Annotated in this window: 9 protein-coding genes; 6 read left to right on the forward strand and 3 right to left on the reverse strand. The window is 70.2% G+C overall.

The window, feature by feature from the left end; all coding sequences use genetic code 11:
- Position 1: 1 nt before the first annotated feature.
- Positions 2-439 carry a hypothetical protein gene (locus tag VFZ70_17265; protein HEX6257562.1) on the forward strand — a complete coding sequence of 146 codons (438 nt, stop codon included), beginning with the start codon at positions 2-4 and terminating at the stop codon, positions 437-439.
- Positions 440-455: 16 nt separating this feature from the next.
- Positions 456-3,665 (forward strand): efflux RND transporter permease subunit, encoded by a 3,210-nt coding sequence (locus VFZ70_17270; protein HEX6257563.1) that lies wholly within the window; start codon positions 456-458, stop codon positions 3,663-3,665.
- Positions 3,666-3,837: 172 nt separating this feature from the next.
- Here VFZ70_17270 and VFZ70_17275 read toward each other — a convergent pair whose 3' ends face one another.
- From VFZ70_17275 to VFZ70_17285, 3 genes are read right to left on the reverse strand one after another with little or no spacing between them, the layout of a single operon-like run.
- Complete coding sequence (locus VFZ70_17275) at positions 3,838-4,872, reverse strand: alpha/beta hydrolase (GenBank protein ID HEX6257564.1); 1,035 nt, start codon at positions 4,870-4,872, stop codon at positions 3,838-3,840.
- The gene (alr, locus tag VFZ70_17280; protein HEX6257565.1) at positions 4,872-6,101 is read right to left on the reverse strand and encodes an alanine racemase; all 1,230 of its coding nucleotides are present in this window, start codon (positions 6,099-6,101) and stop codon (positions 4,872-4,874) included. The genes VFZ70_17275 and alr overlap by 1 nt, the downstream gene beginning before the upstream one ends.
- The gene (locus VFZ70_17285) at positions 6,098-7,612 is read right to left on the reverse strand and encodes an NAD(P)H-hydrate dehydratase (protein ID HEX6257566.1); all 1,515 of its coding nucleotides are present in this window, start codon (positions 7,610-7,612) and stop codon (positions 6,098-6,100) included. The genes alr and VFZ70_17285 overlap by 4 nt, the downstream gene beginning before the upstream one ends.
- A gap of 275 nt (positions 7,613-7,887) precedes the next feature.
- Between VFZ70_17285 and VFZ70_17290 the strand changes: the two genes are divergently transcribed.
- The 4 genes from VFZ70_17290 to VFZ70_17305 form a co-directional block, all read left to right on the forward strand.
- Positions 7,888-9,510 carry an ABC transporter substrate-binding protein gene (locus VFZ70_17290; protein ID HEX6257567.1) on the forward strand — a complete coding sequence of 541 codons (1,623 nt, stop codon included), beginning with the start codon at positions 7,888-7,890 and terminating at the stop codon, positions 9,508-9,510.
- A gap of 25 nt (positions 9,511-9,535) precedes the next feature.
- A complete protein-coding gene (locus VFZ70_17295) occupies positions 9,536-10,567 on the forward strand; it encodes an ABC transporter permease (GenBank protein HEX6257568.1) in 1,032 nt (343 codons plus the stop codon).
- An 11-nt stretch (positions 10,568-10,578) separates the two neighbouring features.
- Positions 10,579-11,646: an ABC transporter permease gene (locus tag VFZ70_17300; GenBank protein ID HEX6257569.1), complete on the forward strand. Its 1,068-nt coding sequence runs from the start codon at positions 10,579-10,581 to the stop codon at positions 11,644-11,646.
- Positions 11,647-11,686: 40 nt separating this feature from the next.
- The coding region (locus VFZ70_17305; GenBank protein HEX6257570.1) for an ABC transporter ATP-binding protein at positions 11,687-12,738 on the forward strand (1,052 nt) is incomplete at its 3' end.

A 12,738-nucleotide genomic window follows, 5' to 3' on the forward strand; every position in this document is an offset into this window, starting at 1 on the left:
CGTGACAGCGACGCCTCGCGGCCTGAGGACCTCCGCGGTCGCCCTGCTGCTCGCGGTCGCCGCCGTGGGATGCGGCGAGGTCCCGTCGGACGAACACGTCATCGACGAGCCCGTGACCGTCGCGGAGATCGAGGGCGCTGACGTCGCCCATCTCACCCTGACGTCCAGCGCTGAGCGGCGGCTCGACATCACGACAACCACCGTCGAGCAGGTCGACGGCACCACCGTCGTGCCGAACGCGGCGGTGATCGTCGACGAGCACGGCGGCTTCTGGGTCTACACGAACCCGGAGCCGCAAGGCTTCGTGCGGGCCCCGATCGAGATCGATCACGAGGAAGGCGACCTGGCGTACCTGGCCGATGGACCGCCTGTGGGCACGTCGGTCGTGACGCTCGGCGCCGCCGAGCTGTTCGGCGCCGAGCGCGGCATCGGGCACTGAGGACGGGAGGCGGCAGATGCTTCGCTGGGTCGTCGGATCAAGCCTCAAGTTCCGCTACCTCGTGGTGGCGTTCGCCGCGGGCCTCATCTTCTTCGGCGTCGACACGCTGCGTCACAGCGCTGTCGACGTGTTCCCCGAGTTCGCGCCCCCAAAAGTCGAGATCCAGACGCCATCGCTGGGCCTGTCAGCCTCGGAGGTGGAGGAGCTCATCACGGTCCCCCTGGAGCACAGCCTCAACGGCGTGCCCAACCTCGACGTCATCCGCTCGCGATCCGTCGAGCAGCTGTCGTCGATCGAGATGATCTTCGAACCCGGCACCGATTTGTTGACGGCGCGGCAACTCGTCCAGGAGCGCATCGCGGCGATCACGCCCAGCCTGCCGAGCTGGTCCAGCCCGCCCTTCATGATCCAGCCGCTGTCCGCGACGAGCCGCGTGCTCAAGATCGGGCTCACCTCGACTGACCCCGAGATCGACATGATGGACCTGTCGATGACGGCGTACTGGAAGATCCGGGCGCGCCTGCTCCGCGTCCCGGGGGTGGCCAACGTGCCCATCTGGGGCGAGCGGCTGGACATGTTACAGGTCCAGACGGACCCACAACGCATGGCCGAGCACGGCGTGAAGCTCGAGCAGGTCCTCGACACCACGGCGAACGCACTCGACCACGGGTTGATGCAGTACACGGAGGGCCGGAACATCGGCACCGGCGGATGGGTCGAGACGGGGTCCAACCGGCTGGGGGTCCAGCTCATCCAACCGATCGTGACGGTCGAGGACCTGGCGAACCTGCCCATCGAGCCGGCCGATGCCGCCACGCAGGTCAACGGACAGACCGTCAACGGCGCACAGGTCAACGGGAGAAGCGTCGATCCCGTGCGCATCGCCGACGTGGCGGACCTCGTGCGTGACCATCAGCCGCTGATCGGCGACGCTGTGATCGACGACGGCCAGGGCCTCATGCTCATCGTCGAGAAGCTGCCCTGGGCGAACACCGTCGACGTCACAGAAGGCGTCGAGCAGGCGTTGGCCGAACTGGAGCCCGGCCTGCCCGGCATCGGGATCGACAGCGCGATCTTCCGCCCGGCGACGTTCATAGAGCAGGCGATCGACAACCTGTCGACCGCCATGCTGGTCGGCGCGCTGCTGATGATCTTCATGCTCGGCGCGTTCCTCTACGAGTGGCGCACCGCGTTCATCAGCGTGGTGGCGATCCCGCTATCGCTGATCGCGGCCGGCCTGGTCCTGCACGCGCGCGACGCGACGATCAACACGATGATCCTGGCGGGTTTCGTCATCGCGCTCGGCGACATCGTCGACGATGCGATCATCGACATCGAAAACGTCGTGCGAAGACTCCGCGAGCATCGACAAGCGGGCTCGAGACGCCCCACGGCACGCATCGTCCTCGACGCGTCGATGGAGGTGCGCAGCGCGATCGTCCACGCGACGCTGATCGAGATCGCGGCGATCACCCCGATCTTCATGCTCCAGGGCCTGTCGGGGTCGTTCTTCCGGCCGCTCGCCACGTCGTACGCGCTGGCGCTGCTCGCCTCGATGGTGGTGGCGCTGACCGTCACGCCGGCGCTGAGCCTGATCTTCTTCCGCTCCGAGAAGTCGCTGCGGCACCGCGAGTCGCCGCTCGTGCCGCCGATCAAGCGCGCCTACGACGCCTTGCTGCGGCGGATCGTCCGCCGTCCGCGGCCCGCCTACGGCGCGGTCGCGGTCGTCACCCTGGCGGGGCTGGCGATCGTGCCCGTGCTCGGCCAGAACCTGCTGCCGTCGTTCAAGGAGCGCGACTTCCTGATGCACTGGCTCGGGACGCCGAGCACGTCCCACCCCGAGATGGTGCGCACGACCGAGCGCGTCAACGCCGAGCTGCTGCAGATCCCCGGCGTGCTCAACGCCGGTTCGCACATCGGGCAGGCGCTGCTGATGGACGAGGTCGTCGGCATGTACTTCGGCGAGAACTGGGTCAGCGTCGACCCGGCCGTGGACTACGACATGACCTTCGAGCACATCCAGGCCACCGTCGACGGCTATCCGGGCATCTTCCGTGACGTCCAGACATACCTCAAGGAACGCATCCGCGAGGTCCTCACCGGATCGAGCGAGGCGATCACGGTGCGGATCTACGGCACGGAGCTGGAGCTGTTGCGCGAGAAGGCCGCCGAGGTCAACGAGCTACTCGGCGCGATACCGGGGGTCACGGAGAACCACGTCGAGTTCCAGGAGGAGATCCCACAGATCCAGGTGGAGGTCGATCTGGAGGCTGCCGAGGCGCACGGCGTCAAGCCCGGTGACGTCCGACGCGCGGCTGCGTACATGATGGCTGGAGAGGAGGCCGGTGATCTGTTCCACCAGGGCAAGGCGTACGACGTCCAGCTGTGGACCACGCCCGAGACCCGTCAGACGCTGACCGACATCGAGCAGCTGCCGATCGACACGCCGTCCGGCGAGAAGGTGCCACTGGCCGATCTGGCCAGCATCGACATCGTGCCGACACCCAACGTGATCCACCACGAGAACCTGGCGCGCAGCATCGACGTCGGCGCCAACATCGACGGGACCCGCGACCTCGGCTCCGTGGTGACCGACCTCGAGGAGCAAATCGCCAGCGTCGAGTGGCCACTCGAGTTCCGCGCCGAGCTGCTCGGCGAGTACCAGGAGCGTCAAGCGGCGCAGGGCGTCCTCATGGCGTTCGCCGTCGCGGCCGCGATCATCGTGTTCCTGCTGCTGCAGCAGGCGTTCCACAGCAGCTTCAGGCTCGCCCTGCTGTACTTCCTCACGCTACCCGTGGCGCTGGTCGGCGGGGTGCTGGCCGCGTACTTCGGCGCCGGTGGCATCATCTCGCTGGGATCGCTGGTCGGGTTCTTCACCGTGCTGGGCATCGTCGCGCGCAACGGCATCATGCTGATCAGCCACTACCAGCACCTGGAGAACGAGGAGGGCATGCCGTTCGGCGTCGACCTGATCCTCCGCGGCGCCAAGGAACGCATCGTGCCGATCCTGATGACCGTCTTCACGACCGGACTCGCACTGGTCCCCCTGATCCTGGCGGGCGAGATCCCAGGCACGGAGGTCGAATATCCCATGGCGATCGTCATCCTGGGCGGGCTCGTCACTGCGACGCTGCTCAACCTGTTCGTCGTGCCGCCGCTGTACCTGCGCTTCGCGAAGGGATGGTCAAGGCGGCGGCCGGATGCGTCGACTCCGCAGGAGGCCTGACGGCCGAACGTGCGGAACGTCCGCACGCGACGGACGGAAAGTGAGCGCAGATGACCGAGTCGCGGCGCGCGGCGGTGCGGCGGGAGCTCATCGGCTCCGTGTTCCAGTCGGACAACCTGCACCGTTCCTGACGCATGCGCCCTCAGAGGTGCTCCGGGAGCAGTAGTGGTCCTCAGCGGGACGGGTTCCCGCCCAGAACCCGCTGCGCGAAGGTCGTCAGCGCCGAGGTCACCTCGTCGGGACGCTCGAGCATCGCGACGTGGCCGACGTCGGCGAGCTCTATCAGCTCCACCTCCGGGATGGTGTCCGCAAGGCGGCGTGAGTGGTGGGCGGGCAGCATGCGGTCCCGTGTACCGCCGATCACGAGCGCGGGCACCGGCAGCTCACGGGCCACGTCCAGCAGATCGAGCGTGCCGGCCGTGCGCCACAGCTCACCCGCGACGTGGGGGCGGCTGCCCAGCACCAGGCGCCGGACCTGTTCGACGGCCTCCTCCCTGCCGTTCGGGCCGACGCCCAGCATTCGCGTGATCACCGTCGCCAGGTCGTTGCCCCGCAGGTTGCCCTCGGCGTCGAGCCCGCCGTAGGCGATGCGGCCCACCAGCGTCGACCGCGCCCGTTCCCGCAGGAACGCCACGCCGGCGGCCACCGATCCGCCGCCCAGCCCGGACACGATCGCCGACACGGCCGTGTTGACCAGCACGACGCCCGCGACGCGCTCCATCATCAGCTCGGGTCGGTCCGCGAGGCCGGCGAGGACCGCCATGCCGCCCATCGAATGGCCGACGACGACGGCCGGAGCACCGACGATCGCATCGAGGACCGTGGTGACATCCGAACCGATGGCCGAGGCCGTGTAGTCGCCCATCGCGGCATCGCGACTGTCGCCGTGGCCGCGCATGTCGAACGTGACGACGCGGTAGGCCCCTGAGAGCGCGCGCCGCTGCGCCTCCCAGATCTCCTGCGTCAGCGACAGCCCGTGGACCAGGACGATGCGGGGCGCGTCGACCGGTCCGCTCGCCGTCACGGCCAGAACGGTTCCGTCCGGAGCGGTCACGGTGAAGCGCTCGGTCGCCAGATCGTCGCCGGCGGTCAGCGCGGCCGGCCCGACCGGCGGGTCGACGACCGTGCGCTCGGCGAGGTAGCCGAGGACCGCGCCGCCGACCGCTCCGGCCGTCAGCGCGGCGATGCCGAGCAGCGACTGGCGCATCAGACGTCGCGCTCCGTGTATACCCGCGGAACCCGTGCGCCCACGGTGCTGACCACCTCGTACGTGATCGTGTCGAGCCACGCCGCCCAGTCGTCGGCCGTCACGGCCACCGCGCCCTGACGACCGATCAGCACGACCTCGTCGTCGATGCGGACGTCGTCGTCACCGGCGTCGAACAGGAACTGGTCCATCGTCACCCGGCCGACGATGGGTCGCCGGCGGCCGCCGACGACGACCTCGCCGCGACCACCCAGGAGCCGCGTCACGCCGTCGGCGTAGCCGGCCGGCACGGTGCCCAGCGTCGTCTCGCGCGGCGTGCGCCACGTGTGGCCGTAGCTGACAGCCTCGCCGGCGGCCACCCGCTTGACGAACGACGTGCGCGACAGCCAGCGCAGCGCGGGGCGCACCGGCACCTGGTGGATCAGTCCTCCCCCGGGATCCAGGCCGTACAGTGCGATCCCGCAGCGCACCATGTCGTAGTGGTCCTCCGGTCGCGTCAGCGTGCCCGCCGAGTTGCACAGGTGCACCAGGTCCGGCGCGAGCCCACGGGCGCGCACGACGTCGACGCCGGTGCGGAACCGGCGTGACTGCTCCGGGACTGACGCATGGTCTGGTTCGTCGGCGCACGCGAAGTGGCTCCACAGCCCTGTGACCCGCACCCCGTCGAGCCCGGCGAGCAGGTCGGACAGCGCAGGCCAGTCGTCCTCGGGCGCTCCGACGCGGCGCATGCCCGTGTCGAGCTGCAGGTGGACCTCGAGGGGTCCCGCGCCGCGGCGCCGGGCGGCGGCGTCGAGCGCGCGGATGAAGCCGGGCGTGTAGACGGTCGGCGTGACGTGTGCGTCGAGCAGCGCGTCGATCGCCGCGACCGGCGGTTCGGTCAGCAGCAGCACCGGCGCGTCGATGCCGGCGTCGCGCAGCCCGCGTGCCTCCTCGACGAGCGCGACGGCGAACCACGCGGTGCCGCCCGCGAGGGCGGCACGGGCGACCGGCACCATTCCGTGGCCGTAGCCGTCGGCCTTGACGACCGCCATGAAGGTCGCGCCCGGCGCCCGCGCGCGCAGCGTCCGCGCGTTGTGCGTGATCGCCGCCAGGTCGATCTCGGCCCACGTCGGGCGCTGCCGCGGCGGCGTCGTGGACGGCGTGGCGCGCGCGTCGAGCAGGTGCGTCGGCCGCGCGGGGCCGATCGGTCGACCGGGCGGGCTGACCGCCGCCCGTCGCGTTCCGCTCACGTGCCCGGCCCCTGCGTCCGGCGCAGGGCGGCGGGCACCGCCCGTGCGACGTCGAGCGAGGTCACCGACCGCACGCTGGAACGCTCGGCGGCGACCTGTCCGGCCACACCGTGCAGCGCGACCGTCGCGGCCACGCGCGCGGGATCCGCGCCGGCCGCCAGCGCCGCGACGGTCATCCCGGCCAGGACGTCCCCGGTGCCCCCGGTCGCAAGGGCGGCGGTGGCGGCCCCGTCGATCCACACACGTCCGTCGGGGGCCGCGATGATCGATCCGGGTCCCTTCGCGACGATCGTCGTCCGCCACTGTCGCGCGAGTTGCGGGACGACGTCGATCCGCCGCTCCCACAGGTCGTCGTCTCCATCGCCGCAGATGCGCGTCAGCTCGGAGCGGTGCGGCGTGAGCACCAGATGGTCGGCGACGTGCGCCGACAACGTGCCCGCGTCGTCACGGAACGCGTTCAGCCCATCGGCGTCGAGCACGGTCGGCAGGTCCAGCTCGGCGACGCAGCGGTGCACGAGCGCCACCTGGGGCGGCTGGTGGCCGAGGCCGGGCCCGATCAGCAGGGCGTCGGCGCGGCCGCAGGCCTCGGCGACGGCGGCGAAGGCCGCGTCGGGATCGTCGTCGGGGAGATCGACCGTCATCGCCTCGGGGACGTTCGGCGCGACGAAGTGACGCGCCAGGGTGGGCGTGGCCACCGTCACCAGTCCGGCACCCGCGGCGAGTGCGCCCCTGGCGGCCAGCACCGCGGCGCCGGACATGTCCGCGGATCCCGCGACGACGACGACGACACCGCGGGCGCGCTTGTCCCCGGCGGCGTCCGGATCGGTCAGCGCCTCCCACACGTCGGCGCCATCGACGAGCCGCGCGGCGGGCCGGTCGCCGGGTTCGAGGATGCCGATGTCGCCGAGGCGCAGCTCCCCCGTGTGCGCACGGGCGGGCCACAGCGCGAGCCCGCGCTTGTACGCGCCCAGGCACAGCGTGACGTCCGCCTCGACGGCCTCGGCGACGACGGCGCCGGTGCTCGCGTCGGCGCCGGACGGGAGATCGCACGCCACGACCGGCGCGTCGTGTGCGTTGACCGCGGCGATCGCGGCGTCGTAGGGCGGGCGGGGCGCGCCGGTGGCGCCGGTGCCGAGCAGGCAGTCGACCACGACGTCCGCACCGGCGAGTCCGGCGCGCAGGTCGGTGGTGACGCGCCCGCCCATCGCCCGCCAGCGCCGCAACTGCACCGCGGCGTCGCCCGACAGCTCGTCCGGATCGGCCACCAGGCACACGACCGGCCAGGCACCCGCGGCGCGCAGACGGCGGGAGGCAGCGATGCCGTCGCCGCCGTTGTTGCCCTTGCCGCACACCACGGCGACCCGCGAGCCGTAGGCGGCCCCCGCGACAGCCAGCACGGTCCGCGCCAGGTGGCCGGCGGCGCGCTCCATCAGCGTCAACGAGGACGTGCCCGCCGCGATGGTCCGCTCGTCCATGGCGCGGACCTGCTGTGGCGTGAACAGGGGGATCATGCGGCGGTGCGGGTGTGTGCAGGCATCTCCCGTACTGTAACGACCAGTTGCTCGCGACCGCTCCTGGCCCCGCTCCGCTCACACCCCATGGGTCGCCGGAGCATCTGAGCCCATGACGGTCCGCGCTGTGCCATGAGGCTCTTGCGGCGACCTGACCGAACGGTTACACCTTGGACTCTACGACCGCACTCGTCGGTCGAGCCGTCGCGGAGCCCGAGACCTCGAGGTGGGACCCGGCCCGTGGACGTGACCCGCGTCTTCGTGAGGAGCGAATCGTGCGTACATCCCGATTCCTGCGCCAGCGGCACCTGCTCGCCCTGCTGACCCTGCTCGCCCTGGTGGCCGCCGCGTGCGGTAGCGGCAGTACCGCGACCGAGACCGGTGGCGGTGAGGGCAGCGAGGCCGCCGGCGGAACCGAGGCCGCAGCTGGTGGTGACGCGAGCACGCTCGTCGTCGGTGGCACCGAGGTGCCCAGCCACCTCGACCCGGCCGTGGTCTACGAGCTCTACGCGTCCAACATCCTGTTCAACACCACGAACCGCCTGGTCGAGGCGCAGCCGGGCACCGGCGAGATCGGCCCCGGCGTCGCCGAGGAGTGGGAGATCTCCGACGACGGGCTGACCTACACCTTCACGCTCCGCGAGGGCGTGACCTTCCAGGACGGGTCCGACCTCACCAGCGAGGACGTCAAGTGGTCGCTGGAGCGCGCCGTCAACATCAACCACCCCGAGAGCGCGGCGTTCCTGCTCGGCGGCGTCGAGTCCATCGAGACGCCCGACGACTACACCGTCGTGATTACGCTGTCAGAACCCAACGCGACGTTCCTGTCGCGGCTGAACTACACGGTCGCCACGATCCTGCCGAGCGACGGTGACGCCTACACGGCGCCGGACCAGGCGCTCGAGGAACCCTCGGCGGGTGAGGCGGAGGAGTACATCAACGACGAGACGATCGTCGGCTCCGGGCCGTACGAGCTGACCGACTACAGGCCTGGCGAGTCGATGACGCTCGAGGCCTTCGACGACTACTGGGGTGACCCGCCGGCGATCGACACCGTGCAGGTCCAGTTCTTCGAGGACACGGCGCAGATGCGCAACGCGATGGCGGCCGGCGAGATCGACTTCAACTGGAACGAGTTCGCTCCCGCCGAGCGCGCGTCGCTCACCGAAGAGGAGGGCATGACGATCAGCCAGACCGAGGGTGGGCGCATCCGCTACATCGTCATCGATGTGACGGCCGCGCCGTTCGACGACCCAGAGGTCCGGCGGGCCATGTCCGCGTCGATCGACCGGCAGCGGATCATCGACGAGGTCTTCGAGGGCGCGGGCGTCCCGCTGTACTCGATGATCCCGAGCACGTTCGATGTGAACGCGGACTACATGGCCGACATCGAGGCCGAGGTCCCGGAGGGCACCGAGATCGAGCTGTGGTATCCGCTCAACAAGTACGGTGACACCGAGGCAGACGTCGCCGAGACCATCGCCCGTTCGCTGGAGGAGGCCGGCTTCACAGTGACGACGCAGAGCGCTGACTGGGCGGCCGAGTACTCGGACAACACGACGACCGGGACCTACAGCGTCTACCTGCTCGGCTGGTACCCCGACTACATCGATCCGGACGCGTACATCGACCCGTTCTACGGCGGTGGCTACATCCCGTACTACCAGGACGAGGAGATGCAGCAGCTGATCCGCGACGAGCAGACCGCGGAGATCGGCTCGGAGGAGCGCGCGCAGATCTTCGACGAGATCCAGCAGAAGGCCGCCGAGGACATGCCGTACATCCCGCTGTACGAGGAGGGGCAGACCGTGTACCACGCCGACTCGGTGACCGGAGTCGAGGAGACGTTGACCCCCGCGCAGCAGACCTGGTACTACGTGCTGTCGAAGGAGGGCTAGGCACCAGCACGGCCACGGAGGACACATGGCGAGCGGTGGGTCGGGCGGCAGCGGGCTGCGTCGCTACCTGCTGACCCGACTCGCCCTTGCGCCGTTGTTCCTGCTCACGCTGCTGACGGCCGTGTTCGTGCTCGTCCGGGTCATGCCCGGCGACCCCGTGGTCGCGTCCCTGGGCGGTCGGGCGACGCCCGACCGGATCGAACGGGCGCAGGAGGCGCTCGGACTCGACGACCCGATCCTGGTGCAGTACGGCCGCTACCTGCTCGACGTGCTGCAGGGCGATCTGGGCGAGCCGCTCACCGACCCGCGCAGCGTCAGCCAGATCGTGGCGGACCTGTTCCCGGCCACGGTCGAGCTGACCGTGTTCGCCCTCATCGTCGCGGTCACGCTCGGCGTACTGGTCGGTGCGGTCGCGGCGCAGCGGCGCGACACGGTCTTCGACATCGGAGGACGCCTGCTCGGCATCGTGGTCTACGCGGCACCGGTGTTCTGGACCGGCATCCTGGCGCAACTGCTGTTCGCCAATCGCCTGGACCTGCTGCCGACGGGCAACCGACTGTCGGCGCGGATCGTCGCAGACGCCCCGACGGGGTTCTACCTGCTGGACGGCATCATCACGCTCAACTGGGAGCTGTTCTGGGACGCGCTTCAGCACCTGATCCTGCCGGGCGTCACCCTCGGCCTGCTGATCGGCGGCGTGTTCATCCGCATGGTGCGCGTCAACATGCTGCAGACCCTGCGGTCCGACTATGTCGAATCGGCGCGAGCCCGTGGCATCGTCGAGCGTCGCGTACTCTTCCAGCACGCGTTCCGCAACGCGCTGATCCCGATCGTGACCATCATGGGGCTGCAGGCAGCCCTGCTGCTGGGCGGGGCGATCCTGACCGAGACGACCTTCTCGTGGCCGGGACTGGGCAGCGCGCTCGTCGACTTCGTCAACGCCCGCGACTACGCCGCGCTGCAGGGCATCGTGACGTTCTTCGCCCTCGTCGTCTTCGTGGTCAGCCTCCTGATCGACATCATCAACGGCCTCGTCGACCCGCGCGTGCGGTACTGAGCATGGCGAGGGTGAGGGCGAGCGAGCCGGAGGGCGGGGATCCTGGCGGCACGCAGACGTCCGAGCCGCCGCCAGCGGCGGACGTCGTCATCGAAGCTCCCACCGACCGCAGCACGGGCCTGCGGGCACGGCTGTCCCATGCGCTGCAGCCGTGGCGCGCGGCGAACAGGATGGCGCGCGGTTTCGTGCTCGCGGGCGTCGTCATCACGCTCGTGTTCGTCGTCATGGCCGTGTTCGCCGACTCGATCGCGCCGTACGAGCAGGACCAGTACCGCATCCAGACGGGCGTCGACGAGAGCGGCGAACCCGAGTACGGAGACGAGCAGATCCCACGCCGCGAAGCACCGTCGGCCACCCATCCGTTCGGCACGACGTCCGCCCGGTTCGATGTGCTGTCGCGGGTCATCTACGGCGCGCGCATCGCGATCGCGGTGATCGTGGTCTCGACCGTGATCGCGATGGGCATCGGTGTGCCGCTCGGCCTGCTGTCGGGCTACCGCGGTGGCCGCATCGACCGCGTTCTGGTGTTCCTCATGGACGCGCTGTACGCCTTCCCGCCCCTGGTGCTGGCGATCATCTTCGCCGCCGTGCTCGTGCAGTACATGAGGCCCGGCGTGCCAACCGCGGCGATCGCCGTCGGCGCCACCTACATCCCCCAGTACTACCGGGTGATCCGCAACCACACGCTGTCGGTGAAGGAAGAGACGTTCGTCGAGGCAGCCCGCTCGCTGGGTGCGTCGCCCACGACGGTCGTCACGCGCTACGTCTTCTTCAACGTCATTCAGAGCGTGCCGGTCATCTTCACGCTCAACGCGGCCGACGGGGTGCTGACCCTGGCCGCGCTCGGCTTCCTGGGCCTGGGCATCGACTACCCCGCGGCGGAGTGGGGCTTGGACGTGTCCCGCGCCATCAGCGACGTCGTGAGCGGGTTCTGGTGGACGGCCCTGTTTCCCGGCCTGGCGATCACGACGCTCGTCGTGGGGCTGACCCTGGTTGGCGAGGGACTCAACGACATCGTCAACCCGCTGCTGCGCACGCAGGCCTTCCAGGGCTCGGTCGAGGCCAAGGACACGGCATGAGTGCTCACGGCAACGGTCGACTGCGCTCCAAAGGCACATCGTGACGGCGCCGGCCTTGAAGGTGCGCGACCTGCGCGTCGCCTACGGCACCGCCCGAGGCTCATTGGGCGCCGTCGACGGCGTCAGCTTCGATCTTGCGCCGGGTGAAAGCCTGGGCCTGGTCGGCGAGTCCGGTTGCGGCAAGTCGACGCTGGGTCGCGGCCTGATGCAGCTCCTGCCGCCCGGCGCCGCCGTGGGCGGCAGTGTCGAGCTGAATGGTCGCGAGGTGGTCGGCATGGACGCCCGCTCACTACGCAGCGTCCGAACCGAGGAACTCGCGCTGGTCTTCCAGGAGCCCATGAGCCGGCTCAACCCGCTGATGCGCATCTCGTCGCACTTCGTCGAGGCGGTCCGGGCGCACCAGCCCGAAATCAGCAAGGACGAGGCCCGACAGATGGGCCGCGAGGCTCTGCGACAGATGGGGATCCCGCCGACCCGCATCAACGACTACCCGCACGAGTTCTCCGGCGGCATGCGCCAGCGCATCATGATCGCCCTGGCACTCGTGCTGTCACCGTCGGTCATCGTGGCGGACGAGCCCACGACGTCGCTCGACGTGATCGTCGAGGCGCAGATCCTGGACCTGCTCGAACGGCTGCGCTACGAGGAGCACGTTGGGCTCCTGCTCATCACCCACAACCTGGGCATCGTCGCCGAGACGTGCGACCGGGTGGCCGTCATGTACGCCGGACGCATCGTGGAGATCGGTCCCGTCGAGGACGTGTTCGCCGACCCTCAGCACCCGTACACCCGTGGGCTGCTCGAGTCGGTGATCAGCGTCGACACGACCGAGCTGCGCAGCATCGACGGCGCCCCGCCCGATCTGGTCGATCCGCCGTCCGGGTGCCGCTACGCCCCGCGCTGCCCGAAGCGGTTCGACGACTGCGACACCATCGACCCGGTGCTCGGGACAGTCGGCGGGGACCACAGGGAGAGGGCGAGCGGCAGCGAGCCGGCGGGCGGGGACCACAGGGAGAGGGCGAGCGTCAGCGAGCCGGCGGGCGGGGACCGAGGGGAGAGGGCGAGCGGCAGCGAGCCGGCGGGCGGGGACCA

Source organism: Euzebyales bacterium (genome assembly GCA_036374135.1).
GTDB lineage: Bacteria > Actinomycetota > Nitriliruptoria > Euzebyales > JAHELV01 > JAHELV01.

Excerpts from the sequence above, each read along its gene's own strand:
- VFZ70_17270 (HEX6257563.1), top strand. The coding sequence starts at position 456 with ATGCTTCGCTGGGTCGTCGGATCAAGCCTCAAGTTCCGCTACCTCGTG.
- VFZ70_17275 (HEX6257564.1), bottom strand. The coding sequence starts at position 4,872 with ATGCGCCAGTCGCTGCTCGGCATCGCCGCGCTGACGGCCGGAGCGGTC.
- VFZ70_17285 (HEX6257566.1), bottom strand. The coding sequence starts at position 7,612 with ATGATCCCCCTGTTCACGCCACAGCAGGTCCGCGCCATGGACGAGCGG.
- VFZ70_17295 (HEX6257568.1), top strand. The coding sequence starts at position 9,536 with ATGGCGAGCGGTGGGTCGGGCGGCAGCGGGCTGCGTCGCTACCTGCTG.